The sequence below is a fragment of the Bacillus sp. SCT118 genome (genome assembly GCF_058566435.1).
Map to the genome: position 1 here is coordinate 2,860,046 of NZ_CP191225.1, position 26,365 is coordinate 2,886,410.

The 26,365-nt window shown below is 45.8% G+C and carries 28 protein-coding genes, 2 pseudogenes and 1 riboswitch; of the genes and pseudogenes, 10 read left to right on the top strand and 20 right to left on the bottom strand.

Going from position 1 to position 26,365, the window contains the following annotated elements:
- Positions 1-121 precede the first annotated feature (121 nt).
- The gene (locus ACQVGT_RS14650; protein WP_003245236.1) at positions 122-307 is read left to right on the top strand and encodes a YjzD family protein; all 186 of its coding nucleotides are present in this window, start codon (positions 122-124) and stop codon (positions 305-307) included.
- A gap of 45 nt (positions 308-352) precedes the next feature.
- Here the strand turns inward: ACQVGT_RS14650 and ACQVGT_RS14655 are convergent, their stop codons facing one another.
- The 13 genes from ACQVGT_RS14655 to ACQVGT_RS14715 all read right to left on the bottom strand — a co-directional run bounded on the left by ACQVGT_RS14655 (position 353) and on the right by ACQVGT_RS14715 (position 13,614).
- On the bottom strand, positions 353-532 hold the full coding sequence (locus tag ACQVGT_RS14655) for a YjzC family protein (protein WP_003245356.1): 180 nt from the start codon (positions 530-532) through the stop codon (positions 353-355).
- A gap of 85 nt (positions 533-617) precedes the next feature.
- Entirely contained in the window at positions 618-1,577 is a 960-nt protein-coding gene (argF, locus tag ACQVGT_RS14660) for an ornithine carbamoyltransferase (protein WP_015383338.1), read from the bottom strand.
- Positions 1,565-4,657, bottom strand: a complete 3,093-nt coding sequence (carB, locus tag ACQVGT_RS14665) for a carbamoyl-phosphate synthase (glutamine-hydrolyzing) large subunit (protein ID WP_015383337.1) — start codon at positions 4,655-4,657, stop codon at positions 1,565-1,567. Before carB ends, argF begins: the two co-directional genes overlap by 13 nt.
- Positions 4,650-5,711: a carbamoyl phosphate synthase small subunit gene (locus tag ACQVGT_RS14670; RefSeq protein ID WP_015383336.1), complete on the bottom strand. Its 1,062-nt coding sequence runs from the start codon at positions 5,709-5,711 to the stop codon at positions 4,650-4,652. Before ACQVGT_RS14670 ends, carB begins: the two co-directional genes overlap by 8 nt.
- Before the next feature lie 70 nt (positions 5,712-5,781).
- A complete protein-coding gene (gene argD, locus ACQVGT_RS14675; protein WP_015383335.1) occupies positions 5,782-6,939 on the bottom strand; it encodes an acetylornithine transaminase in 1,158 nt (385 codons plus the stop codon).
- On the bottom strand, positions 6,936-7,712 hold the full coding sequence (argB, locus tag ACQVGT_RS14680; protein WP_014476417.1) for an acetylglutamate kinase: 777 nt from the start codon (positions 7,710-7,712) through the stop codon (positions 6,936-6,938). The genes argD and argB overlap by 4 nt, the downstream gene beginning before the upstream one ends.
- 14 nt (positions 7,713-7,726) lie before the next feature.
- On the bottom strand, positions 7,727-8,947 hold the full coding sequence (gene argJ / locus ACQVGT_RS14685; protein WP_015383333.1) for a bifunctional ornithine acetyltransferase/N-acetylglutamate synthase: 1,221 nt from the start codon (positions 8,945-8,947) through the stop codon (positions 7,727-7,729).
- 19 nt (positions 8,948-8,966) lie between these two features.
- Entirely contained in the window at positions 8,967-10,004 is a 1,038-nt protein-coding gene (argC, locus tag ACQVGT_RS14690) for an N-acetyl-gamma-glutamyl-phosphate reductase (protein WP_015383332.1), read from the bottom strand.
- 204 nt (positions 10,005-10,208) lie between these two features.
- Positions 10,209-10,748 (bottom strand): MFS transporter, encoded by a 540-nt coding sequence (locus ACQVGT_RS14695; protein ID WP_046340226.1) that lies wholly within the window; start codon positions 10,746-10,748, stop codon positions 10,209-10,211.
- On the bottom strand, positions 10,748-12,178 hold the full coding sequence (locus tag ACQVGT_RS14700) for an FAD-binding oxidoreductase (RefSeq protein ID WP_015483079.1): 1,431 nt from the start codon (positions 12,176-12,178) through the stop codon (positions 10,748-10,750). The genes ACQVGT_RS14695 and ACQVGT_RS14700 overlap by 1 nt, the downstream gene beginning before the upstream one ends.
- A 61-nt stretch (positions 12,179-12,239) precedes the next feature.
- On the bottom strand, positions 12,240-12,410 hold the full coding sequence (locus ACQVGT_RS14705) for a YqaE/Pmp3 family membrane protein (protein ID WP_003232996.1): 171 nt from the start codon (positions 12,408-12,410) through the stop codon (positions 12,240-12,242).
- A 64-nt stretch (positions 12,411-12,474) separates the two neighbouring features.
- Positions 12,475-12,783, bottom strand: coding sequence for a metal-sulfur cluster assembly factor (locus ACQVGT_RS14710; protein ID WP_014479422.1), 309 nt, complete (start codon positions 12,781-12,783; stop codon positions 12,475-12,477).
- Positions 12,784-12,846: 63 nt separating this feature from the next.
- Positions 12,847-13,614 (bottom strand): prolyl oligopeptidase family serine peptidase, encoded by a 768-nt coding sequence (locus tag ACQVGT_RS14715; protein ID WP_015383329.1) that lies wholly within the window; start codon positions 13,612-13,614, stop codon positions 12,847-12,849.
- A gap of 120 nt (positions 13,615-13,734) precedes the next feature.
- On the opposite strand from ACQVGT_RS14715, the gene yitU reads away from it, so the two are divergent.
- The 3 genes from yitU to ACQVGT_RS14730 all read left to right on the top strand — a co-directional run bounded on the left by yitU (position 13,735) and on the right by ACQVGT_RS14730 (position 15,001).
- Positions 13,735-14,547, top strand: coding sequence for a 5-amino-6-(5-phospho-D-ribitylamino)uracil phosphatase YitU (yitU, locus tag ACQVGT_RS14720; RefSeq protein WP_015383328.1), 813 nt, complete (start codon positions 13,735-13,737; stop codon positions 14,545-14,547).
- 103 nt (positions 14,548-14,650) lie between these two features.
- Entirely contained in the window at positions 14,651-14,803 is a 153-nt protein-coding gene (locus ACQVGT_RS14725; protein ID WP_015483078.1) for a hypothetical protein, read from the top strand.
- Positions 14,804-15,001, top strand: coding sequence for a DUF3813 domain-containing protein (locus tag ACQVGT_RS14730; protein ID WP_003245613.1), 198 nt, complete (start codon positions 14,804-14,806; stop codon positions 14,999-15,001).
- 30 nt (positions 15,002-15,031) lie between these two features.
- Here the strand turns inward: ACQVGT_RS14730 and ACQVGT_RS14735 are convergent, their stop codons facing one another.
- Positions 15,032-15,487, bottom strand: a complete 456-nt coding sequence (locus tag ACQVGT_RS14735) for a BsuPI-related putative proteinase inhibitor (RefSeq protein ID WP_015483077.1) — start codon at positions 15,485-15,487, stop codon at positions 15,032-15,034.
- 18 nt (positions 15,488-15,505) lie between these two features.
- Positions 15,506-16,348 carry a YitT family protein gene (locus tag ACQVGT_RS14740; protein ID WP_003245017.1) on the bottom strand — a complete coding sequence of 281 codons (843 nt, stop codon included), beginning with the start codon at positions 16,346-16,348 and terminating at the stop codon, positions 15,506-15,508.
- A 137-nt stretch (positions 16,349-16,485) separates the two neighbouring features.
- On the opposite strand from ACQVGT_RS14740, the gene ACQVGT_RS14745 reads away from it, so the two are divergent.
- The gene (locus ACQVGT_RS14745) at positions 16,486-17,337 is read left to right on the top strand and encodes a DegV family protein (RefSeq protein ID WP_015252379.1); all 852 of its coding nucleotides are present in this window, start codon (positions 16,486-16,488) and stop codon (positions 17,335-17,337) included.
- A gap of 46 nt (positions 17,338-17,383) precedes the next feature.
- Here the strand turns inward: ACQVGT_RS14745 and nprB are convergent, their stop codons facing one another.
- From nprB to ACQVGT_RS14765, 4 genes are all read right to left on the bottom strand, one after another.
- Entirely contained in the window at positions 17,384-19,000 is a 1,617-nt protein-coding gene (nprB, locus tag ACQVGT_RS14750) for a neutral protease NprB (RefSeq protein WP_041517794.1), read from the bottom strand.
- Positions 19,001-19,135: 135 nt separating this feature from the next.
- A complete protein-coding gene (locus ACQVGT_RS14755; RefSeq protein ID WP_003233021.1) occupies positions 19,136-19,429 on the bottom strand; it encodes a DUF3784 domain-containing protein in 294 nt (97 codons plus the stop codon).
- 19 nt (positions 19,430-19,448) lie between these two features.
- A complete protein-coding gene (locus ACQVGT_RS14760; RefSeq protein ID WP_015483075.1) occupies positions 19,449-20,036 on the bottom strand; it encodes an HAAS signaling domain-containing protein in 588 nt (195 codons plus the stop codon).
- On the bottom strand, positions 20,033-20,380 hold the full coding sequence (locus tag ACQVGT_RS14765; RefSeq protein ID WP_003245674.1) for a PadR family transcriptional regulator: 348 nt from the start codon (positions 20,378-20,380) through the stop codon (positions 20,033-20,035). The genes ACQVGT_RS14760 and ACQVGT_RS14765 overlap by 4 nt, the downstream gene beginning before the upstream one ends.
- A gap of 177 nt (positions 20,381-20,557) precedes the next feature.
- Here ACQVGT_RS14765 and ACQVGT_RS14770 point away from each other — a divergent pair, with 177 nt between their 5' ends.
- From ACQVGT_RS14770 to ACQVGT_RS14780, 3 genes are read left to right on the top strand one after another with little or no spacing between them, the layout of a single operon-like run.
- Positions 20,558-21,094: an SdpA family antimicrobial peptide system protein gene (locus tag ACQVGT_RS14770; protein ID WP_015383323.1), complete on the top strand. Its 537-nt coding sequence runs from the start codon at positions 20,558-20,560 to the stop codon at positions 21,092-21,094.
- Positions 21,079-22,008 carry a sporulation-delaying protein SdpB family protein gene (locus ACQVGT_RS14775; RefSeq protein WP_003233028.1) on the top strand — a complete coding sequence of 310 codons (930 nt, stop codon included), beginning with the start codon at positions 21,079-21,081 and terminating at the stop codon, positions 22,006-22,008. The genes ACQVGT_RS14770 and ACQVGT_RS14775 overlap by 16 nt, the downstream gene beginning before the upstream one ends.
- The gene (locus ACQVGT_RS14780; protein WP_015383322.1) at positions 22,005-22,589 is read left to right on the top strand and encodes a sporulation delaying protein family toxin; all 585 of its coding nucleotides are present in this window, start codon (positions 22,005-22,007) and stop codon (positions 22,587-22,589) included. Before ACQVGT_RS14775 ends, ACQVGT_RS14780 begins: the two co-directional genes overlap by 4 nt.
- Before the next feature lie 51 nt (positions 22,590-22,640).
- On the opposite strand, the pseudogene ACQVGT_RS14785 reads toward ACQVGT_RS14780, so the two are convergent.
- Positions 22,641-23,538: pseudogene (locus tag ACQVGT_RS14785) on the bottom strand (CvfB family protein).
- A gap of 98 nt (positions 23,539-23,636) precedes the next feature.
- Between ACQVGT_RS14785 and ACQVGT_RS14790 the strand changes: the two are divergent.
- Positions 23,637-24,133 (top strand): annotated as a pseudogene (locus ACQVGT_RS14790) (YajQ family cyclic di-GMP-binding protein).
- A gap of 106 nt (positions 24,134-24,239) precedes the next feature.
- Positions 24,240-24,357, top strand: a riboswitch (SAM riboswitch).
- An 89-nt stretch (positions 24,358-24,446) separates the two neighbouring features.
- Positions 24,447-26,285 (top strand): bifunctional homocysteine S-methyltransferase/methylenetetrahydrofolate reductase, encoded by a 1,839-nt coding sequence (locus tag ACQVGT_RS14795; protein ID WP_015483073.1) that lies wholly within the window; start codon positions 24,447-24,449, stop codon positions 26,283-26,285.
- Positions 26,286-26,365: the final 80 nt, after the last annotated feature.

Genomic DNA, 26,365 nt, shown 5'->3' on the forward strand with positions numbered 1-26,365 from the left:
ATTAAAGTGTGACGAATCAGACTCTTTTGTCACCTCACTTTCTGCTAAAATTGGATTCCCCCTTCGCTTTTTGTATGGTATGATAACTTTTAGAATAGAATGAGAAGGACGAGGTGGAAACGTGCGATATATTATTGCCTTTATTTGGACGTTCCTTTTATCACATATGGCATGCTACTTGGTTGCAAGCATGAACAGCGTTACGTATAATTTCAAAACATCATCTGTCATTGCTGTTGTACTGTATGTCTTAATCATGGTTTTAGCAGAAATCATGCCTATGAACAAAAATGCAAGCCAGCATTAAAAAGCCAAAAACCCAAAACATTTATTGTTTTGGGTTTTTTAGTGGTCACGGCTTTCTTTTGTAGGTCCACAGCCGGTTGTGGTTTGATGTTTCGGGAAACATTTCCCCTGCTGACAGATGGACCTTTTGAGGGTTTTTAACCATACTCCCTGTCTCGCCGATTTCTACGTAGACACCGTTATTAGGCGCTTTCTGTCCGGGCCGGAATTGGTGCTGCTGTCCCACTGTTTTTCCTCCTTTTCCTTTTTGCTGTAGTATGCGCCTAAGCGGCTGTGAATATGTTGCCATCAAAAAAACTGCTGAGTTTGGCTCAGCAGTTTTTTGATGATTCCCCTTTATATAAAATGGCCTTCAGCAGTGCTTTTTGCACATGAAGACGGTTTTCCGCCTGCTGGAACACTGCAGAGTTCGGCCCGTCAATAATCTCCGCAGTCACTTCTTCCTCACGATGCGCAGGGAGACAATGTAAAAATGTATAGTCAGGCTTGGCATGGCTGACTAGCGCCGCATTCACCTGATAAGGCGCAAAGACAGCAAGACGTTCTTTCTCTTCCGCTTCCTGCCCCATGCTTGTAAACACATCAGAATAAATCACGTCCGCGTCTTTTACAGCTTCAATCGGATCATCTGTCAGCGTGATAGAAGAGCCGGATTGAAGTGCATATGTCTTTGCCGCTTCAGCTGCTTCATCTAACACTTCATATCCCTTTGGTGAAGCGATCGAGATATCACAGCCCATTTTCGCGCAGCCGATCATCAAGGAGTGCGCCACGTTATTTCCGTCACCGATGTATGCGACTTTTACGCCTTTAAGCTTCCCTTTTATCTCCTTAATCGTCAAGAGATCCGCCAGCGCCTGGCATGGGTGGTATTTATCGGTAAGTCCATTGATCACCGGAATGTCAGCTTCTTTGGCAAGTTCCTCCACCTTTTCATGTTCAAAGGTCCGGATCATGATGGCATCCACATAGCCTGACAGCACTTTTGCCGTATCAGCGACAGTCTCACCGCGCCCCAGCTGCAGATCTTTCTGGCTTAGAAAGAGGGCGTTCCCGCCCAGCTGCGCCATGCCCGCTTCAAATGAAACACGGGTCCGCGTTGATGATTTTTCAAAAATCATCGCCAAGGTTTTGCCATGGAATATAGGCTGAATTTTGTTTTGTTTCAGCTCACCGGCTTCTGCGAGCAAGGCGTTTATATCCTCTTCACTAAGGTCCTTTAACGTTAATAAATCTTTTCCGTATAAACTGGTTTGCGTCACTGTGTGCATGATGCCACTTCCTTTTTATAGAGGTCTTTGAGAGATACAGGCTGCGGATGGCCTGAACCGCTTTGTAAAAACGCCCGCACAGTTTCTTCTTCTGTAAAGACGGGGATGCCGTGCGTCATGGCTTCCAAACGTTCTTTGCGTGCTTCTTCAGAACCGCTCAGATTGATGTGGAGCGATTTTCCTTCCTGTTCCATCCATGAGGCAAATGTCCCTTCATGTATTGTAAAACCTGCGTTTTCTGCTAACTCCTTCACATCTTCCGGAACGTTTTGCAAATAAATGCTTCCTTTTTGACTCCAGACTCTTGTATAGATTTTTTTCAAAGCGCTGTTGGCATCATATGCGACACACATGCCTTCTCCCGTTGATTTCATTTCCGGCCCAAGCTTGACATCCACATCCTGGATCGCATGAGAAGAAAAAACAGGGAACTTCACGGCAACTCCATGATGATTTTGAACTGCCGGATTTAGATCTTTTAAGGACGCTCCCGCCAGCAGACGTGTGGCGAGCGGAATCATCGGAACGCCCATTACTTTGCTGACGACAGGAACCGTGCGGCTCGCTCTAGGATTCACTTCGAGAACGAGTATGTTTCCATTGTCGATCACAAATTGGATGTTCATGATGCCTTTAAATGAAAGTTTTCGAGCAATTTTTTGTGCGGCATCTTTCATGCCCTGCTGCAGCCCGCTCGTGATGGACGGTCCCGGAAGAATGGCAAAGCTGTCCCCCGAATGGACACCTGCCCGTTCAATATGCTCGGTATATGTCGGGATAAAGACATCCTCGCCGTCGGAAATCAAATCAATTTCGACTTCCTTTCCAGACACATACTGATCAATCAAAATCGGATATGGCATGCTGTCCTCATCATTCAGCAGCTGAGAAAGCTGGGCTTGCGAGTCAACAATGATCATGCCCATTCCGCCGATAACGTAAGATGGACGAATTAACACCGGATAGCCAATCTCACTGGCTTTTGAAGCGGCTTCTTCTTTTGTATAGGCAATTTCTCCTTTTGCGTGCTTCAATCCCAGCTCGTCAAGAAGCTGATAGAATTGATCCCGATCCTCTAACACGTCGAGCGTTTGAAATGATGTGCCAAGAAGAGTGATGCCGGCTTTCTCGAGCGCTTCAGCAGCATTGATTGCAGTTTGGCCGCCGAATTGCACAATTGCAAAATCAATATTTTCCTGCTCCGCCACGTTTACAATATGCTCCGTTGTCATCGGTTCAAAATACAGGCGGTCCGCAATTTCATAATCTGTGCTGACCGTTTCCGGGTTATTGTTAATCATGATGGTTTCGAACCCAAGCTCTTGCAGTGTCAGCACACCGTGAACAGCACTGTAATCAAATTCAACCCCTTGGCCGATCCGAATCGGGCCTGATCCGATAATGAGCGCGCGTTTTTTCTCTTTGCGGCTGATGTCTCCATCGGTTTCTCCGAAATATGTGGAGTAAAAATAGTTTGTTTTCGCATCAAACTCTGCCGCGCATGTATCTACGATTTTAAAGGAAGGCGTAATGCCCATCTCCTTGCGAAGCGCGCGCACCTCTTCTTCTGTTTTGCCGATCAGCGAGGCAATCGTTGCGTCTGAGAATCCCTTTTCCTTTGCTTTCTTCAATAATTCAAAAGAGAGATCGCTCCCTGCTTCCATCAGGCGGTTTTCCAATTTGATGATGTTGTCAAAGGTATGAAGGAAAAACGGATCAATTTTTGTTTTTTCATGGATGTCATCAATCGAGATGCTGCGGCTCAACAGCTCCATGACAACGAAAAATCTGCGGTCATCCGGAGTGATTGCCAAATCCCATAGCGTATCAATTGACAACCCGCTGAGCTCTGGAAGGTGTGTCCCGATATTTTTTAATTCAAGCGACGCGGCTGCCTTTTGTATCGCCGCTTCTAAATTCCGTTCAATCGCCATCACTTCACCGGTGGCTTTCATTTTTGTGCCAAGCTTGCGGTCTGCGTTTTTGAATTTATCAAACGGCCAGCGCGGAAATTTGACGATCACATAGTCCAGTGCCGGTTCAAAGCTTGCGTAAGTCGAGCCTGTGAGCGGATTTTTCAGCTCGTCAAGGGTGTATCCGACTGCCAGTTTCGCGGCCATCTTCGCAATCGGATAACCGGTCGCTTTAGATGCGAGAGCCGATGACCGGCTTACACGCGGATTCACTTCAATGACGTAATATTGCTTGCTGAATGGATCAAGCGCGAATTGAATGTTGCAGCCGCCTACAACATCAAGTGCTGAGATGATCGTCAGACTTGCTGTCCGCAGCATTTGATAGTCTTCGTCTGTCAATGTTTGTGACGGCGCCACAACGATAGAGTCACCTGTATGCACGCCGACCGGATCGATATTTTCCATATTGCAGACGGTAATGCATGTGTTATTGCTGTCACGCATGACTTCATATTCAATTTCTTTAAAACCGGCAATGCTTTTTTCGACAAGGCATTGATTGATCGGGCTTGCTAATAGCGCCTGCTTAATCATAGCTGTAAAGGCTTCTTTATCAGGGGCGATTCCTCCGCCCTTTCCGCCTAATGTGTAAGCTGGTCTGATAATAACAGGAAAACCGATGGATTCCGCAAAATGGAGGGCATCGGCCTCGTTATCAACAATTTCACTCTCCGGTACGGGCTGTTTTAATTCATTCATTAACGAACGGAATTTTTCCCGGTCTTCTCCTTTTTGTATCGTTTCAACGGATGTGCCGAGAAGTTTGACGCCGTGCTCTTTTAAAACACCCGTTTCTTCAAGCTCCACCGCTAAATTCAACGCGGTCTGACCGCCTAAATTGGCAAGAAGCCCATCAGGCCGTTCTTTCTTAATGATGGCTGTCAGGCTTTCTGCTGTCAGAGGCTCAAAATAAATTTCATCAGCGAAGGCTTCATCAGTCATAATTGTCGCCGGATTGCTGTTGACGAGAATCACCCGGTAGCCCTCCTCCTTCAGCGCGATGCAACCTTGAGTGCCTGAATAATCAAATTCTGCTGCCTGCCCGATGATGATCGGGCCTGAGCCGATTACTAATATGCTTGAAATACTGGTGTCTTTAGGCATGCGCGATTTCTCTCCTTGCTGGTATCACATTCTTTAGATAATCATCAAAAATCCATTCGCTTTCCGCCGGTCCGGGATGGGCTTCCGGGTGGAATTGAACACTCATGACAGGCAGTTTTTTATGGGCAAGCCCTTCAACTGACGTATCATTGACATGATGAAACCTGATCGTGAGCTCTTCTTCATTAATCGACTGTTCATCAACCACATAGCTGTGGTTTTGGCTTGTCATAAAGACCCGTTTCGTCTCACGGTCGATGACCGGATGATTAGCTCCCCTGTGCCCGAATGGCAGCTTAAAAGTATTCCCTCCGAACGCGAGCGCGATCAGCTGATGTCCGAGACAAATGCCGAGAGTCGGAAAGCGGCTGATGATGCTTTTGATCTTTCCTAAATATGGCTGAATGGCTTTCGGATCTCCAGGTCCGTTCGATAGCACAATGCCATCGGGTTTGATGTTGTATACGGCCTCCATTTGCTGGTATGGCACCACGGTAACCTTGCAGCCTCGTTTGACAAGTGATGATGCGATTGACTTTTTATAGCCAAAATCAATGAGAGCGATGTGTTTATTCCCGTCGCCAAATGTGCTGATTTTCTGGGCGGAAGCCTGCTCTGCCACATTCTCTGGTTGAAGGGCAATCTCAGCTCCTTCTTTAGAGGCTGTGACTGTCGCACCCATCGTCCCGTTTGCCCGGATTTTCTTCACGACAGCCCTCGTATCAACATGGGTTAACAGCGGAATGTTCCATTTCTGTAAATACTCCTTGAGGCTGTATACCGCTTCATAATGAGAAAAGTGATCACACGCCTCATAGACAACCGCGGCTTTTACTTGCGGTTTCTTGCTTTCAAAATCCTTTTCATTTATGCCGTAATTGCCAATCAGCGGGTAGGTAAATACAATAATCTGTCCCTTATATGATGGATCTGTCAGCACTTCCTGGTAGCCTGTCATTCCTGTGAAAAAAACAGCTTCTCCCGTACAGTTTTTATGACCGTCCAGCTCGCCGCTGAACGATGTCCCATCTTCTAACACTAAATAACCTTCCATCTAACAGCCCACCTCTTGATGAATAATTAATTATAAAAATGAATTTTTATGCCTTTATATCGAAAAAAAATCACTGGTTTACAGCGGAATGATGAGCGATTGCCTGTTTCAGCTTGCTGACGGCTTCTGCTATTTCATCCTTAGTCACGGTGAGCGGCGGCAGCAGCCGAATCACGTTCGGGCCGGCCGGCAATACAAGCAAGCCTAATGTCTGCAATTCAGCAATAATGTCAGCAACCGGGCCATCACACTCAATTCCAAGCATTAATCCTTTACCTCGGATTTGTTTAACAAAAGGGCTCTTTAGCTCTGCCTCAAGCTGTTCTTTTAAAAACGCCCCTTTGTCAGCAGCCTCTTGCAGAAAGTCAGGCTGGAATACAATTTGCAATGTGGCATTCACAGCAGCCATCGCCAGCATGTTTCCTCCGAAAGTCGTTCCGTGAGAACCAGGGGTAAACGCTTCTCCAAGTTGTTTCTTTCCGATGACAGCGCCGACCGGAAAGCCGTTTCCCAATCCTTTGGCGACTGTGATGATATCCGGTGAGAGTCCGAAGTGCTCATATGCGAAGCCTTTTCCCGTCCGTCCGATGCCGGTCTGGATTTCATCAATGATGAGAAGGGCTTGCTTTTCCTTGCAAAACGACTGTACGGCTGATAAAAATTCAGCACTCGCCGGATTGACTCCTCCTTCTCCCTGCACTGTTTCAAGCATCACCGCGGCAATATCGTCTTCCTCCCCAAGAGCTTTAAAAGCAGAAGGATCATTGTATGGCAGGTAGTGAAAGCCTTCAAGCATCGGGCCGAAGCCTGTTTTGATTTTATCCTGTCCGGTCGCAGCCATCCCTGCATACGTGCGGCCATGGAACGACTGAAGAAAAGTGATGATTTTTGTTTTTCCAGTTGCTTTTCTGGCAAGCTTTATCGCACCTTCATTCGCCTCCGCGCCGCTGTTGCAGAAAAAGACAAGATCTCCCGCACTATGCGCTGCCAGCTTCTGCGCCGCTTGCTCTTGGAGACTGTTTTGAAACAGGTTGGATACGTGCCATACGCTGTCAAGCTGTTTTTTGACTGCCTCTGTCACCGCTTCATGGCAGTGTCCTAGATTTGATACCGCAATCCCCTGAATGAAATCGAGGTACGTTTTGCCGTTTTGATCCTCAACGTACGTTCCCTTTGCTTTTTTGATGTCAATATCCCAACGGCCGTAGGTTTGAAACAAGCTGCTCATGAAACAGCCTCCTTTGCTTTGACGATTTTTGTCCCTTGAAAGGTTTGTTCTGCGAAGAATGATCCTTTTCCGTTTACGATCATGACTTCAGACACCTGATCTGATAAAGCTGACAAGGCTGAATTGACCTTCGGGATCATCCCTCCTGTGATCACTTCCTGCTTGATCAGCATCTGAATCTCCTTAGGGGTCAGGACGTCCAGACGCTGCTTTTCCTTCATGATTCCATCGACATCCGTGACGAACATCAGCTTATCGGCTTCAAGCGCTCCGGCGACTGCTGAAGCAGCCAGATCAGCATTTACATTCAGCGTTTTGCAGTCGCTTGTCATAGACAGCGGCGCAATAACGGGGATGATGCCATTTTCCATCAGCGCGTTCACCATGGACGCATCGACTTTTTTGATTTCTCCCACTTCTCCGTATGTTTCCGGATCTAGATAATCAGCCTCCAAAAGACCGCCATCCTTACCAGAAATGCCTGCGGCTCGCAGTCCGTGTTTGGCAAGCTCAGCAACGAAAAATTTATTGACAGAACCGGATAAAACCATTTCCGCCACTTCCAGCACCGGCTTCGTTGTTTTCCTCTGTCCGCCCGAAAACTCTGTCTTGATATTTAACCGTTTCAGCATATTTGTGATTTCCGGTCCCCCGCCATGTACGATCGCCAGCTTCCAGCCTGACGCCATCAGCTCTTTCAGATTTTGAAAAAATTCCTCCGACAGCTCACGGATGACACTTCCCCCGCATTTAAAAACGATTGTTTTCTTCATTTCGCTCCCCTTTATTACGTGCGATAGCTCGCGTTAATTTTGATATAGTCATAGGTCAGGTCACAGCCCCACGCTCTCCCGTTTCCGTCCCCCTCATCCATCTTGATGACAATGGTGATTTCATTTCCTTCAAGGTATTCCTTGGCGAGAGATTCAGAGAATGGCTGAGGTTCGTTATTCTTAAACAGGCATTGGCCGCCAAGATAAACCTCTACTTCTTCTGCCGTCACCTGTGCTGCGGAGTGTCCGATGGCTCCGATGATCCGCCCCCAGTTGGCATCTGTTCCGTATACTGCCGTTTTTACAAGATTTGAGCCAACAATCTTTTTGGCAATGACGTTTGCATCAAGATTATTTTTCGCTCCCTGTACTTGGGCTTCAATTAGTTTTGTCGCGCCTTCTCCGTCTCTGGCAATCTCTTTAGCCAGATCCTCACAAGTGAGCAAGAGCGCTTTTTTAAAGACCGGCCAGTCTGGATGGTCTTCTGTCAGGCACTCGTTTTCGGCGCAGCCATTCGCCATAACTAATACCATGTCGTTCGTGGATGTTTCTCCGTCAACTGTGATTTGGTTAAATGAAACGTCAGTGATTTCCCGAAGCGCCTTTTGCAGCGCTTTTTCTTCGATTGCCGCGTCAGTTGTCACAAATCCCAGCATCGTGGCCATGTTCGGGTGTATCATCCCTGAGCCTTTGGCCGCTCCGCCGATCGTGACTGTTTTGCCGCCGATTGCCAGTTCATAGCACGTCTGCTTGATCACCGTATCAGTTGTTAAAATCGCTTCCTCAAAATCGCCTGATCCCGCAGGTGTTTCTTTCAGCAGCTCGATCCCCGCATGGATTTTTTCCATGTCTAAGTGCTCGCCGATGACACCCGTTGATGAAACAGCGACAAGCTCCGGCTCAATGCCAAGCTGTGAAGCAAAGCTCTCCCGCATTGTGTATGCATCCTTTAGGCCTTGTTCTCCCGTGCAGGCATTGGCAATGGCACTGTTGACGATGACGGCTTTCAGTGTCGGTCCGTGCTTTAAGCTGTCTTGTGTCACTTTGATCGGAGCAGCCTGAAAGTGGCTTTGGGTATAAACCGCTGCACTCACGGCCGGTGTCTCGCTGATAATGACGCCGAGGTCTTTTTTCGAGTAACGCAGCCCGCAATGCACACCCTTTGCCTGAAACCCTTTTGGCGAGGATACATCACCTGTTACTTTTACAATTTGATCTTCACTTAACTGAATCATGGTTCGATTCTCTCCCGTTCTATGGATAAATTGGCGTGATGGTGAGTCCAGTTTCTTCATTCCAGCCATTCATCAAATTAAAGTTTTGCACTGCCTGACCGGCGGCACCCTTCATTAAATTATCGATTACCGAGACGATCGTGACTCTGTTCGTTCTCTCATCGAGGGTCACGGCGATATCACAGAAATTGCTGCCGTACACTTCTTTCGTTTGCGGGTACTGACCTTTTGGCCTCACTCTCACAAAATATGAATCTTGGTAAAATTCCGAATATAAATCATACAGGTCATCTGCGGATAGATCACAGGTTAATCTGGTATACATCGTCGCCATGATGCCCCTTGTCATCGGAACCAAGTGAGCCGAAAATGTAATGGGCCCGAGACCTGGCTGCCATTCATTCAGCGCCTGCTCAATTTCCGGCGTATGCTGATGTTCATTGACTTTATAAATTTTAAAATTGTCGTTCAGCTCAGAAAAATGGGTTCCCATGGATGCTTTTCTTCCCGCTCCGGAAACACCCGTCTTCGCGTCAACGATAACAAAAGATTCATCGAGCAGTTTCTTTTGAGCCAATGGCGCGAGGCCAAGCAAAACAGCTGTTGGAAAACAGCCTGGATTGGCAATGAGTTTCGCCTGTTGAATTTGCTGTTGATTCAGTTCTGCCAGACCGTATACCGCCTCTTGAATCACCGCCTTCGGTGCCGCTGTCCGTTTATACCATTTTTCATATTCAGCCGGTTCTTGTATCCTCAGATCACCTGACAGATCAATGACCGGAATTCCCGCGTCTGCCAGCTTTGGAGTCAATTCACTTGATACTCCGGGCGGCGCAGCGAGAAACATGATATCTATTTCGTGTTTGATCGTATTCATATCAATCGGCTTCAGCTTCTGATCCGCTAAGCCGGTAAGATGAGGATAACCCTCGCTATAGACATTCCCCTCTCCGCTGGATGAATAAAGTATGCATTCCTCTGCATGAGGATGATGCGAGAGAATCCTGACAAGTTCGGTGCCTCCATATCCTGTAGCACCTACAATTCCTATTTTCAAAACAAGTTCACCCTCTTGGTCTTTGTGAAATTATTTAACATTATAACATGAATAAAAATTAATTCAATCGTATATTTAATATTTTTATTCATTTATAAATTTTCTGTTCAATGGAAATTCCGCTCAAAAAAATCAGCACGACTCCAGCAGAAAACATTGATGTGTCGCCGCTTTTCAGCCGCATAAAAAAACAGGCTGACCGCGTCAGCCTGTTTTCATCATCATCAATCCACTGAAAAAATATAGAATAGAGCTTGCATAAAAAATCATTTGCACTGTGAAAAAGTCAGCGAGAAAACCCCCGAGCATAATGGCTGCTGCTGAAAAGACAGCTGTCCAAAAATGGTAATTCCCAATCTTCTTTCCACGCTCTCCGCTGTCTGTAAAATTAGCGATCAGCACTTTTTCTCCATGCTTTTGCATCGCTCCAAAGAGCCCTAACAGCACTTGGACGATATACACTTGAACGACGCTTCCGATATGCGGGACATATAAAAGCAGAACAGCCATCCCCCACGAGTTCAGAAGCAGAAAATAACGGCTGTCAAACCTTTCAGACAGCCGTCCGAGGAGCGGGTAAATGAGCGCTCCGCTCAACCCGAACAATCCGTAGGAAAAACCGAACTGTGTGTAGCTTGAGCCGATATTTTTCACAAACAGAATATAAAACGGAAAGATTAAGCTGCTTGCGAAAAACACGCTGCTTTGTGATAATGTCAGCCATTTTAATTTGTTTTTCCCCATCATTTATACCTCTGATAAAAGTAATTCATAAAGCGCTCATCCGGGTCATAGGTTCGTTTTTTCTGAAAAAACGCTTCACTTTTCGGATATGCCTGCCTCATTTGCGCTTTTGTCTGGTAGGTCATATAAGGCAGATAATAGCTGCCGCCGTGCTTGATGGCAACGTCTGTCATGCGCCTGATGATTCGGGCAGTATCTGCCTGGTCTTCTTTTGAAAAACCCTCGTTTATTAATAGCACGAGCGAAAACATATCGTCCTTCGCATAGGAAAGGTCGGCCTTTTCATTTTTCTGCACGTAGCGGATCGTAATGTTCAGCAGGTTCAGATCTTCGTCCGACAGCGTTTGTCTCAGGTCATCAATATAGGACCCATACTCCTTCACGGGCACAAAATATTCTTGCAAAACATCTGTGTTGTCATTGTTTTCATACTCAAGAAACTTAGATTCGGACCGCATGACGTTATTGCGTGAAATCTCTGTGCCGTTTTGGCTCAGGAAATAGGATTGCTGTGTGTCCCACAGCCAATTCCTGCCCCATTCATACCGTCTTGACAAACCGAGTGCAAACTTTGTGGCTCCCGTATACTCATCTTCTTTGAGATCGCTGTATGATGGCAGTTGATCCTGGTGATCAGCCAATACGTAATTTGTGACATACATGTCTTTCAGAAATCCTTTTTTCGCTGTTGAAATTCGCGCCAGATGCATTCGGACATCTGGATTTCCTTTTACATGCTTTGAAAAATAGTCTGCGTATGTGCTGTAATTCATTTTTTCTGTCTTCATGACATACAGCTCATCATCTGTCAGCTCAAGCGTTACATCAAGAATCACGCCAAAAAGACCGTACCCTCCGATGACCGCCGTAAACAAATCATCTTTTGGAGTGACAGTGATAATCGTCCCGTCAGCTTTTAAAAGCCGGAATGATTTAACTGTATCAATCAGCGAGCCGTAGCGAATATCACGCCCGTGTGCATTTGCGCTGAGAGATCCGCCGATTGTAAAAATGTTTTGTGACTGCATGACTTTTACCGCGAGTCCGTATGGATTCACGTATTTCTGGATATCATTCCACGTTGCACCGCTTTGCACCCTGATGGTTTTCTTCTCTTGATCGAGTGACAGGATTTTGTTGTAGCCCATCATGTCGAGAACGATGCCGTCCTCATAATATGTATGGCCGCCCATGGAGTGCTGGGCCCCGGCGATTGAAATTTTTATGTTTTTTCGATTTGCCTCTTTGACTGTGTCAATGAGCGTTTCCTCTTCCTGCCCTTTCACTGTCTGCTTTATTTTTACAGGCATCAGGCGGCTGACATCCGTCATCTCGCTTGTGTCTGTTTTTTGCTCTGAGTTCACAGAGTACGCAAACAGGGCCGCATACGCGCCAGTACAAAGCGCGAATGCAAGCAATTTCTTTTTCATAGTGCTCTCCCTGCTGTTTTTTATGACCATTATACCATGACTGCGTCCTCATTTTTCCAAATTATCTTCTTGCCCGTTTTTCGGCACGGCGGTCGGCGACGATAAAGCAGGCGTGAATCGCGCCCGGCAGCCAAAAGATACAGGTCAATATGAGATTCAGCAAGGCCTGAAACGGTTTTCCCGAAAACAAAACAGCAAGCGGCGGGCATAAAACTGCCAGCAGGTACATCATTTCCTTTCACTCCTTTCAGCTGTAAAAAAGGACAGCCTCACATGTCAGGCTGTCCTCTTTTGTTTTATTGAATGCCAAGCGCAATTTTTGCGTATCTGGACATTTTATCCCTAGTCCAAGGCGGATTCCATACAATGTGAACCTCTGTGTCTTTCACTTCAGGAAGGTCCGCTAATGCTTTTTTCACCTCATCAACGATAATCGGCGCTAAAGGGCATCCCATTGATGTCAGTGTCATCGTCACGTGCGTTAAGCCGTCTTCATCCATGTCAACATCGTATACCAAACCAAGGTTCACGATATCAACGCCAAGCTCAGGATCGACAACCTGTTCCAGGGCGCCCATGATGTTTTCTTTTAATGCTTCTTCCACGTTCCCTCACTCCTTTTTTCTACAGTATAACGTAAATTCAGCTCTTGTTAATAACTTAGTGCTTTATAAGTACGTTTCAAACCATTCAATCGTTTTTAACACAGCTGCCCGCGGGACTTTATGGTCAGCGTTTTCATCTCCGATAAATTGCAGGCGTTCCGGCTGCTCGCTGTAATGGGATTTGATCGTGTCATAAAATGTCCGGGTCGGCGCGTAAGGCACGACCTTATCTTTTGCGCCGTGCCAAAATAAAAGCGGGCGCTGTTGCAGTTTCTCCGGCTGAAGGCTGAGATCCCGCAATTCGAGACGTTTCATCAGCTCCTGTACCTTCTCTTCCGGCACATCGATTTCAATGCCCTGAGATTGAATATGGTCAATCTGCTGCTGAAACAGCTCCACGTAATTGGGGCTTCCCATCAGGCTGACGCCGGCTTTTATCCAATCATATGCAGTCAAAGCGCCAAGCGTTGTGATGCCGCCCATTGACGTGCCTGCGAGACCGATGCGGCCGCCGTCTATCAGGCCCTCTTTTTCAAAATGGTTTTTAAGTACGCCGATCTCTTCAATCTCGTTAAGGACGATATCCCAAAAATGCCCCGCCAGCTCTTCGACAGCCATTTCTTCTCCCCGTTCCCCATGGTGCAAAGCCTCCGGCAGAACGGCTCTAAAACCCTTCTCCGCAAGCAGATAAGCAATATGAAGGTTGTGTTCCTTCGCGCTTGTAAAACCATGTATAAAGATCACGAGAGGAACAGCGCGGTGCCTGTTCTCTTCCTTTACAATATGTAAAAACGGAATACCGGAAACGGTTTGATTCTCAATTTGTATCACAATGTGTCCCTCCTTAGGATAACCATAATCATAAGTGTAACATGTAGACAATAAAGATGGTAAAAAGCTACACTGTAAGTAAGGCAAAACAAGCAAAATCTAAGGTTAAAGGAGCTTTTCATGGAGACAAAACCCTATTTAATCGCATTAGATTTAGATGGAACATTATTAAAGGATGATAAAACCATATCTGAAAACACCCTTCAGACGATACAGCGCCTAAAAGATGACGGGCATTATGTCTGCATCTCAACAGGCCGACCGTATCGTTCAAGTTCCATGTACTACCAGCAAATGGAGCTGACAACGCCAATTGTCAATTTTAACGGAGCATTTGTCCATCATCCGCAAGACGACAGCTGGGGGCGGTATCATACGTCACTGCCGCTTGATGTTGTCAAACAGCTCGTGGATATCAGCGAGAGCTACAACGTACATAACGTGCTTGCTGAAGTGATTGACGACGTATACTTTCATTACCATGATGAGCACCTGATAGATGCCTTTAACATGAACACAACAAATGTAACAGTCGGAGACTTGAGGGAAAATCTTGGTGAAGATGTGACGTCTGTACTCATACATGCAAAAGAAGAGGATGTGCCAGCAATACGCTCATATTTATCGGATGTGCATGCCGAGGTAATCGACCATAGAAGATGGGCCGCGCCGTGGCATGTCATTGAAATTATCAAAAGCGGCATGAATAAAGCGGTCGGCCTGCAGAAAATCAGCGATTATTACGGCGTGCCGAGGGAGCGGATCATTGCTTTCGGGGATGAGGATAACGATTTGGAAATGCTTGAATTTGCAGGCTGCGGCGTTGCAATGGGAAATGGAATTGACGCGGTCAAGCAGATTGCCAACCGAGCAACGGCTACAAATGAAGAGGACGGCGTGGCAAGGTTTTTGAAAGAATATTTCTCACTTTAAAGAAGGTCCGTATTAATTTTTCCCACTCATAAACCTTACTTTACCCCACCATACTATTGAAGACGACTCATCTCGTCAAAGTATGGAAGGGGGCAGTCTCAAAATGGGTAAACGAAGCAAATCCAGAAGGTTTATTCAGCAGGGTAAAGACTCCATCGGGCTACACGCCGCAAAATTTCCATATCGGTCTACTTTAGAAGAAGCTCATCAGCATGCCGCGGCACGAGACTCGGCTGAAAGGCAGTATGAATATTAAATGAGAAATGAACTGTTTCAGCAGGCAAAATCATTTGTTCAACAGGCGGTCATGGTGACAAACGGCTTTGAGGAAGGCGATCAGGAGCAAGCGATTCTGAGAGCCAAAAATGCTGTATCTTCTGCGTATGCCAATTCGACAGATGCGGAACGTCAACAGCTGCATCAATTTCAAAATCAGCTGGACAAACTGCAATAAAAAAGGGCTATGGCGACTCGCCATAGCCTCTTATTTGACTTCAAACTGCTGAACAGCCTGAACCTGCTTGAGATTTTCCGCCCTGCCCTTAAATGTCACCTTTACCTCATAGGTTCCGGGCTCAGGGACTTCCTTCCACACATCAGAGAAATCATATGTTTCTCCAGATTCAAGCGTCATGTTTTGAAAAGCCTGCGTAAACATTTTGTCTTTCGAATAACGGTATCTTTCTTTGTGCTCAGAATCATACACGACAAGTTCAAATTTTTGCCCTGTGCTGAATTGAAACTCAATAGCACGTTCGCTTTGGTTCTTCAGCGACATGTTAAACTTGATTTGTTCAGGCTCCTGAATTGCGTCAATAGATAAAACAACCTCTTGATTCTCCATTCCGCCTGATACCTCCTTATCGGGTTCTGTCTGCTCATCTTTCCCGCAGCCTATCAAAAGCAGCACGGGGAGGAGCATCACAAACAGCCGTTTCACGACTTCCACCTGCTTTCGTCAGTCTTTTCTAAAGAAACCAAAAATCCCTGTCGTTTGAACGATGTTCGTAAATGCTTTCGGATCAACTTCTTTGACGATCTTTTCTAAATCGTACAGTTCATACCTCGTGATGACGATAATCATCATTTCTTTCTGTTCGTTCGTAAAAGCTCCTTTTGCCGGAACAGTTGTGATGCCGCGCACCATTTTTCCGTAAATGGCTTCCTTGATTTCGTCCGCTTTTTTCGTCACGATCATTGCCGTGAGCTTCATGTGGCGAGTGTGAATGGCGTCGATCACCCTCGTTGTCACATATAGTGTAACCAGGGTATATAATGCTTTCTCCCAACCTTGCAATAATCCTGCCGTCAAGATGATAATCCCGTTCAGAATGAAGAAATACGTGCCGACGGGTTTATCCTTCCACTTTGCGAGCACCATGGCGACGATATCAAGCCCGCCTGTCGAAGCTCCGTATTTTAATGTTAAGCCGATACCGACTGCGGAAATGACGCCGCCGAACACCGCGTTCAGCAAAATGTCATGTGACAGGCTTGTTTCCGGCAAGATCCCCATAAACAGAGTAGTGAGTGCGACACTTAAAATGCTGTAAACCGTAAACGATTTGCCGACCTTCAGCCAACCTAAAATACCGACCGGGATGTTTAAGAGGAACAAGAGCGTTCCCGTCGATATGTAAAAGGGGGCATATTGATCAACGACGCTTGATAAAAGCTGGGCAACACCTGTAAATCCGCTGGCATATACATCTGCCGGAATCAAAAATAAGTTCAGCCCGGCAGCATTGAGTAAAGCGCCGATGATGACGATGAGTAATTTTTTTGTTTGATCTAGTACCATGGCATGTTCCTCCGCTCTTTCTTCTTTATTATGTTTTCCCTTAAAACAAATATTTGAACACGATTTTGGCAAATTAATATGATATAGTTGGCTTAACTCTCATGATAACGAGCAATAACGGAAAGAAGGGAAGCAATATGACAGTTCATCTCATCGCTGACAGCGCCACTGATTTGCCTCGTTCTTATTTTGAAGAAAAAGGCATTGGCTTTATTCCACTCAGGGTTTCTCTCGGCGATAAAGAATTCGAAGATGCAGTCACAATTCAAGCGGATCAAATATTTGAAGCGATGCAAAATGGAGAAACGCCTAAGACGTCCCAAGCCTCACCGCAAACGATTAAAAATGTGTTTTTGCAATATGCCGAAACAGGTGATCCCGCTCTTTACATTGCCTTTTCCTCAGGTCTCTCCGGCACGTATCAGACAGCTGTAATGATCGCCAATGAAGTGAAGGAGGAATTCCCCGATTTCGATTTGCGGGTCATTGATTCCAAATGCGCGTCATTAGGATACGGTCTGGCTGTCCGGCATGCTGCCGATCTCTGTATCAACGGGAATACAATACAAGAAATTGAAACGTCTGTAAAGAACTTTTGCAGCCAGCTTGAACACATTTTTACCGTTGATGATTTAACATATCTCGCGAGGGGCGGCCGGATATCCAAAACGTCCGCTTTTGTCGGCGGCCTGTTGAATATTAAACCGCTGCTTCAGATGGAGGACGGCAAGCTTGTGCCTCTGGAAAAAATCCGCGGACAGAAGAAACTTTTCAAACGGATCATCGAACTTATGAAAGAGCGCGGGGATGATTGGAGCAATCAAACCGTCGGGATCAGCTACGCCGCGAACAAAGAAAAAGCCACGGACATGAAACACCTGATTGAGGAAGCGTTCAAGCCGAAAGAAATCATTATGCATCCAATCAGTTCAGCAATCGGCTCGCATGCCGGTCCAGGTACATTGGCGATATTCTTTTTAAGAAAATGAGCAAACAAAAACAGTCAGACTCTGTGTCCTGACTGTTTTTGTTTGCTCATAGAATGCCGACAGCCTCATACGCCTTTTCGACTGAAGCTGATTGCTTCGAGCCTTCACCGTATAAATCATTGGCAGCTTCAATCGCCGCTTGCTTCATCATGCTGAAATCTGTAGATGCCGTTACATAATATGTTAAAGCCCGATAGTAAATTTGTTCACTTGCTTCACGCCCAATCCCTTCAACCTGTACATCGTGGTGCACGCCTCCTTCTGCAAGAAGATAAGCTGCTTTATTGTGAATGGACGAATTGATATGGACTCCGCCATAATCCTCTGTTCCTGTGTAGCGGTTCGAGTAATGATCTGGATTTCCCTGCTTAGATGGGTCCTCCAATGACCGCAATGAATCTCCTGCAATATCAGGAGTATAGACATCTTCGCCGATCTCCCAATCATCACGGTCAGCCATCGCGCCCATAATGTCAGAAATGGACTCGTTTAATGCACCGGGTTCTCCTTGATATAAAAGACCGGCGGAATACTGTGTGACTGCGTGTGTGATTTCATGCGCGACAATGTCGAGCGATCCAGACAGCGGCTTAAATTTCGAACCGTCTCCATCACCGTATACCATCTGGACACCGTTCCACGCAGCATTGTTCCATTGTTTGCCGACATGCACGGTAGACGTAATCCTTGCTCCGTTTTGATCAAAAGAATCACGGCCAAATGTCTTGCTGTAATAATCGTAAACGGCTTGCGCATTTGCGTGTGCGTCCACAGCCGCAGGTTCATTAAATACGGACGTGCCGCTGACTATTTCTTTGCCCGTATACCCGATCAGTTGAGACAAAAGCGTAAACAAGGTTTGGTTCAGGTTCTTCGCGTCAAACGTATTGATCCCTTTTCCCCTTGTTTCGTCAGCCAAATAAAAGCGCCCATTTTGTTCTGTGACGTCAAAGCTTTTTTCATCACCTGACACGCCGATTCCTGTGCCTGCCGCTTCATGAATGGCATTAAAGAACTCAATGACTTTTCCGTTTTTGGCATCGATGAAATAATGCCAATAGCCAGGCTCAGGTTCAGATGTCGAGAGTCTCACAAGGTAGGCGAGATCATATTCACCGTCGTGTGGATAGATATATAATTCGCCTTTTGGTTCCCCATCAAGATAATCGATTTTTCCAATGGAAGCCTCGAGCTCACGCCTCGCTGTATGTATTGCTTTTTGCTCAGAAATAGACGGTGTGACGGAGACGTCCTTGATTTGCGGGTGCACCTTTCCAAAGAAACTTTTCACTTGTTTGTTTTCCTTCATCGCGACCGCTTGTTCAAAGCCGTAAATCGGAATTCCTTTGTAAACCTCCGTTAATTTAAAAAACGTTTGTTTTGTCTTTGGATCCTTTATGGTTTTCGAAATGCGAAAATGGCTGTTCGCATTCCCTTTGAGCTTAAACTGCGTTTGATGCTTGTCAAGATAGGAAAATAGCGATTCTTTCTGGGTTGTGTTTTGTACCGGCTTCTGCGGTGACTTTTCGATGATGTATGAAGGGGTTTGATACGTATGGTCGTATTTGATGCTTTGATCAGCTGAGGCATGTGTTACAAAAACCATTTGGGCCGCCGTGCATAAGCCGGCCAGTAATAGAGATGTCTTGGTCAGGTTGCGCAAAACACCACATCCTTCCTATTTTGGAATCTATCATTTTTCTTCATCCTATCAAAAATACAAAAACTTGTATGTGGTGCTTCGTTCTTATTTTCCCAAAAAAGAAGGGCAGAGATATTTCGCTCTGCCCTTCTTTTTCTACTCTACTAATTTTTTATTGACATAAATAATAACCCCTGCTCCATATGCCAGTATAAGCGGAGGTATGAGCTGCTCCTGACCTTGAAATGAGATAAAACTATTCAGCAAAATGAACAAACCGGAATTCAAGAAAAAGTAGCCTGCTATTCTGGCCAGCCGATCTTTATCCCGTATACGCGCCTCGTTAAACCCAGCCAGCATCCAGGTTTGTTTTTTGATTCCGACAAAATAGGCAACCACAAAGAATAAAAGCGCGATGACAATTAATAGATAATTGATGCTGATTTCCATCTTACAGCCTCCCACAAGATTACTTGATGTTAAGAAAAAGAAAAAAAGCGGCACAGCTTACTGCAATCAGCAGCAGGACGACAAGCGCATTGAGGAACGGGCTCAAAAGAAGCAGCACTGCTAAAAACAGCAGATAAACCGCACCGACTCGCGAAATCTTGACAATCTCCTTTTGAGAGCGCATTTTGTTTTTTCTGACACCTGCAAACATCATCAATTTTTTCCGCTTCCATACATATCCGGCGAGCACCATTAAATAAACAGCCAGCGGCAGATGTCTGAAGTCGGACGGCAGCAGCGGCAGGGCGATAATCGTGACAATGAGAAGGACCGAAAACCAGCTTTTGCCCAATAAAGACCTCCTCCTTTTCGTCTCTCCCCCATCACCCGCCATCAATTCGGCAAGCTCCTTCGGATGAGAAAATTCAGATTCAACAGCTTCCTGCAGTTCCTCTTCACTAAGGCCGGCTTTGATTCTGTCTTGAACGAAAGCGGTGATATGCCCCTTTAATTCGTCGATAGCGTTTTCTCTCTCTACATCAGGCATATTCGCCAGCTCTGCATTTAGTTCCTCCATGTATCGGTCAATGATAAGCTGTCCATTCATAGCAAATCCCCCGATAAAGACAGTAAAGCTTGATGGGTTTCCAGGTATTTCTCCAGCCGTTCTTTTAACATTTCTTCTCCTTTTTGCGTCATTTTGTAATACTTTCTTTTCGGGCCGTCCAGTGAATCTTCCCAAAAAAATTCGATCCATCCTTTCTCGGTCATACGTTTCAGAATCGGATAAATCGCTCCCTCTGAAATAGCCAGCGCCGAGGTGGTTTTTAAGGATGACGTCAGCTCATAACCGTACATCGGTTTAGAACGTAGCAGGGACAGGATGGCCAGCTCGAAAATCCCTTTTCGAAATTGAACAATCCAGCGGTCATTAACTTGATTCGTTTTCATGGTTTAAATATATCGAAAAAAACACTATATATCAATCATATATAGCAGTGTAAAATGTCCTGTTTTTTCTTTTAACAAAAATGGAATTTCTCATACTTTTTAACCTTTTTATTACATAAATGTTTTTATATTATGAAAAGTGTAAAAACGATTCTTCAGGTTAAAAGGAGCAGTCGAATGCAGAAATCGATATCATTTTTTGTCATTTTTTCAATCCTTTGGGGTTCGCTATTTCTGTTTTCTATTATTGGCAGCTTAGGGACAACCCCGATTCCGCTGACAAAGGACTCCAAATTTCTCATGTCCAGCATCCTCCCTCAGGGCTGGGGCTTTTTTAGCAAAAATCCGCGTGATACTGCAATCGGCTTATATGAGGCTGAAAATGCCAGCGCCAAGGTCAGATGGCCCAATATGAGGGCTGACAACCTATTCGGCCTGTATCGGTATGGGCGGTCACAAGGCGTTGAAATGGGCGTGATCTACAGCCAAGTCAGCAAGGAACAGTGGACAGCATGTAAAGAAAAGGACCTCGGCGCATGCAAAAGCAAAGCCAAAACCGTGCAATTAAAAACACCCGCTCCCCGCCCGCTGCTTTGTGGCAGCTACTATTTGACGAAAGAGGATATTGTTCCTTGGAGCTATTCTAAATACACCCCTTCGTCTTATCAGGTAAAAAGCATAGTCAAGGTTGTGATCTCATGCTCGAAAACATAAAACAGACCATCACCAGATGGGACGAAAGAAACCCGTGGACAAATGTATACGGCCTCGCGCGAAGCATTATTGCGCTATCCAGCCTGCTGACGCTGCTCATCAATCACCCGAGCCTCATTATGAAGCCAGCCAGCGGGATCAGCAGCTATCCAGCTTGTAAAATGAATCTCAGTCTCTTTTGCCTCGGCGAAAATAACTATATGATGTTAAATCTTTTCAGGTGGGTCTGCATTGCCATTCTGGTGCTTGTTGTCATTGGCTGGCGCCCCAGAATCACCGGGGTTCTGCATTGGTATGTCAGTTACAGCCTGCAGTCATCACTGATCGTCATCGACGGAGGCGAGCAGGCAGCAGCCGTCATGACCTTTTTATTGCTTCCCATCACGCTGACCGATCCGAGAAAATGGCATTGGAGTACGAGACCTATAGAGGGCAAAAGAACACTTGGAAAAATAACAGCTTTTATTTCTTATTTTGTGATCAGAATCCAAGTGGCGGTGCTTTATTTTCACTCTACCGTCGCTAAGCTGTCTCAGCAGGAATGGGTGGACGGAACGGCCGTCTATTATTTCGCCCAGGAAAAAACCATTGGCTTCAACGGCTTTTTTCAGGCGTTAACGAAGCCAATTGTAACAAGTCCGTTCGTGGTGATTCCGACATGGGGGACGCTGCTGGTTCAAATTGTCATCTTCGCGGCGCTGTTTGCGCCGAAGAAGCATTGGAGATTGATTTTGATCATCGCTGTTTTTATGCATGAGATTTTTGCAGTCATGCTGGGCCTCATCAGTTTTTCGATTATCATGGCCGGCATTTTGATATTGTATCTCACTCCTATCGATTCCACGATTCAATTTACATATATTCGCAGACTGTTGTGGAATAAAAAACACAAGAAGGGAGAGGTTTCAGTTTGAAGAAGGCGTTTCTAGTATTTTTGTCGGTTGTATTGGTGACGACTGTGTTTTTGGTGAAGCAGCAAGAAAGTGTGGCACAGGCAAAGCAGCTTGAGTATTCAGGTGAGGAAATTTTTAAAGGCTTTGTGTTTGCCCAAGGGGAAGTTGGCAAACAGCTTCCAGAGGTCTTTAATAAAGCGATGACAGACAAACTCAACACAAAACAGGCAAAGGCTTTTGCCAATCAGGTTGTCGCTGATATTAAAAAAGAGGATGCTGACTTTTTTGATAACCTGAAGAAAGCTGTTTACAGCAAAGATGCATTGAAAGTGGATGAACTGCTGAAAAAAGCAGGTCAAATCGTTGAAGAGAAAGTAGAAGCTACAAAGGAAATCGCCGCTTCCAAGGATGATACATCCAGAGTTCAGGCCGAGCTTGTCAACACTGTTGATACCGCTAACTATTTCTATTATGTTTCTTATGTTGCTGCAGCCGGTGCCCTGATTCTGATCATTCTCGCCATTGATATTACGCCGATTGCGATTTCAGACAATGTGGATCGCGAAATGGCAATCAGAACGCTGGTTGATGAATTAAACTAGACATAAAAAACGGCTCGCTCCGCAGTCTGCTGCAGGCGAGCCGTTTTCATGCTATTTTTTCTCGTATGTCCATCCATTTTCCTGATAAACTTTTCCGTTTTTCATCAAATGGCCCAGCGCGCGTTTAAAGGCGGCTTTGCTCATATTAAAACGTTCTCTGATATCGTCAGGCTGGCTTTTGTCACTGTACGGCATGGCACCGTTTCTCATTCTCATATACGTTAGAATGCACTCAGCATCAACTGACATTGCATCCTGTTTTCTCGGAAGCAGCGACAAGTTGACTGAACCGTCTTCTTTCACTTGAATCACCCGTCCTGTGACTCTTGAACCCAGTCTTGGCTCCTCTTTTCTTTCTGACGGGTGAATAAAACAGCGGATACCGTCATCCGTGATCACGAATGAACCCGATGCGATCAGCCTGTACACCGTACCTGTCAGCTCTTTATTCATCAGATCTTCTGAAGCGTCGGTAAACAGTTCGCTGATGATATCTTCCGGCGCTGGTTTCGCAAACATGCGCCCCCGGTTCGTCACCTTCAGCATACAGTAAAGTTTGTCCCCTTTTTGCGGCCAGACATCTTCGTACGGGGGCAAATGCTCAGTTGCGACTAGTGCGTCCTTCGATAAACCGACATCAACGAAAACGCCCATATCTTCCACTTTATCTACCACTTCAACCCAGCCATATTCATCCGCGCTGATGACCGGAATTTTCATCGTGGCCGCAAGCCTTTCCTGCTGGTCGACGTATATAAAGACTTCTACTTCGTCTCTGTCCTCGATATCCTCAGTCATTTCACTGTTATGTAAGAGAATCGTATCTTCCCCATCGGTTAAAAAGTAACCGAAGTCGGTTTGGTGATCTATACTCAAGGTTAATTGCTGCCCTGGTCTCATGCTATCGTCCTTCCTGTTCCGCTTATTCCTCTGCGGATTTTGTTAACATTTTTTCCAATCATCACAAATTGATTCTTTGTTCTGTTGGAAGTTTCTCTTTATTCTACTATAATCAACACATAAGTTAAATGTTATGGAGGTTTTCATATGGCAAAAGAAAGCTCATTTGATATTGTATCCAAGGTGGAGTTGCCTGAAGTGCAAAACGCAATCCAAATCGCACTGAAGGAAATCAGTACCCGATATGACTTTAAAGGCAGCAAAAGCGACATTTCTTTAGATAAAGAGGAGCTGGTCCTCGTTTCCGATGACGAATTCAAATTAAGCCAGCTGAAAGATGTGCTGGTCAGCAAATTGATTAAACGAAACGTACCGACAAAAAACATTGATTACGGCAAGGTTGAAAACGCGTCAGGCGGAACGGAACGGTACGCCAGCGTGCAAAGCTTGTTCAAGGCATTGACAAGGACAACGCCAAAAAAATCAATACGATCATCAAAAACTCCGGACTGAAAGTAAAGTCTCAGGTGCAGGATGATCAAGTGCGTGTCACCGGAAAAAACAAAGATGACCTGCAGCAGCTTATCTCAGCTGTGCGGGGAGCAGATCTGCCAATTGACGTTCAATTTATAAATTTCAGATAAATTTTCTGATTCCTATTGATTATTGTCTTTATTTTCGGTAAATTTGGAGAAAGGGAAAAACGCCAGGTATCTTTTGGCACTTCCTGACACGAAAATTTCATATCCGTTCTTATCAAGAGAAGCAGAGGGACTGGCCCGACGAAGCTTCAGCAACCGGTGTAATGGCGATCAGCCATGACCAAGGTGCTAAATCCAGCAAGCTCGAACAGCTTGGAAGATAAGAAGAGACAAAATCACTGACAAAGTCTTCTTCTTAAGAGGACTTTTTTTATTTCTCTTTTTTCCTTGCTGATGTGAATAAAGGAGGCAGACAATGGGACTTTTAGAAGATTTGCAAAGACAGGTGTTAATCGGTGACGGCGCCATGGGGACGCTCCTCTACTCCTATGGCATTGACAGGTGTTTTGAGGAACTCAATATTTCAAAGCCGGAGGAAATTCAGCGCATACATAAAGCGTACGTTGAAGCGGGAGCCAACATTATTCAAACGAATACGTACGGGGCCAACTATATTAAATTATCCAGACACGGGCTTGAGGATGACATCAAAAAAATGAATCAGGAAGCCGTAAAGATCGCGCGGGCTTCAGCAGGCGATGCATACGTGCTTGGAACGATGGGCGGCATACGCACATTTAATAAAAACGCGTACAGTCTTGACGAAATTAAGCGCAGCTTCCGCGAGCAGCTGTACCTGCTGCTGCATGAAGAGCCGGATGGCTTGCTGTTAGAAACATATTATGATTTGGAAGAAGCCCGTGAAGTGCTGAAAATCGCGCGCAAAGAGACTGATCTTCCGATTATGCTCAATGTCTCCATGCACGAGCAAGGCGTATTGCAGGACGGAACGCCGCTTTCTGACGCATTGCGCTCGATTGCGGATCTCGGAGCTGATATTGTCGGCATTAACTGCCGCCTCGGCCCTTATCACATGATTGAAGCGCTCAGCGAAGTGCCGATTTTTGATGACGTATTCTTATCCGTTTATCCGAACAGCAGTCTTCCTTCGCTTGAAGAGGGACGGCTCGTCTATGAAACAGACGACACGTATTTTCAAAACAGCGCGTCAGAATTCCGTAAGCAAGGCGCGCGGATTATCGGCGGCTGCTGCGGCACAACGCCGAATCACATCCGGGCGATGGCGGAAGCAGTTGGCGGGCTGGCTCCGATTACGGATAAAGAAGTCAAAACCCGGGCGAAAGAATTCATTTCTGTTCATCACGAGCGAACCGAGCCCGGCCTGGATGAGATCGCGGCGAAAAAACGCTCTATTATCGTAGAACTGGACCCGCCGAAAAAACTAAGCTTTGACAAATTTCTATCGGCGGCGGCTGAATTAAAAGAAGCGGGAATCGATGCCCTGACACTCGCCGACAATTCTCTGGCGACCCCGCGGATCAGCAATGTTGCCTGCGGGGCTCTTGTCAAACAGCAGCTAGATATGCGTTCCCTTGTCCATATTACGTGCCGTGACCGTAACATTATCGGCTTACAGTCACATTTAATGGGCCTTGATACGTTAGGGCTGAATGACGTGCTTGCTATTACAGGTGACCCTTCTAAAATCGGGGATTTTCCTGGTGCGACGTCTGTATATGATTTAACATCTTTTGATTTAATCAGGCTGATCAAACAATTCAATGAAGGTCTGTCTCTGTCTGGAAAACCGCTCGGCAAGAAAACGAATTTCTCAGTTGCTGCTGCATTTAATCCTAACGTCCGCCATCTGGATAAAGCGGTAAAACGGCTTGAGAAAAAAATAGATTGCGGCGCAGATTTTTTTGTTTCTCAGCCTGTCTATTCCGAGCAGCAGCTTGTCGATATCCATAATGAAACAAAACATCTGAAGACGCCGATCTATATCGGCATCATGCCGCTGACAAGCAGCCGGAATGCCGAATTCATCCATAATGAAATTCCCGGCATTAAGCTGTCTGATACGATTCGCGAAAAAATGGCCCATGCCGGTGAAGATAAAGAAAAGCAAAAGGCGGAAGGCCTTGCGATTGCACGCTCCCTGCTGGATACGGCATGCGAGCTGTTCAACGGCATCTACTTGATAACGCCTTTCCTCAGATCTGACTTAACCGCTGAGCTTACTTCATATATTCAGCAAAAAGATGAGCAGCGCCAAAATATCTTTTTGCATTAATCCCTTAAAAGACTGTCTGATCCAATCGGGCGGTCTTTTTCAACGGGATTCGTGTTACGATATAGAAAAACAGTCATGAG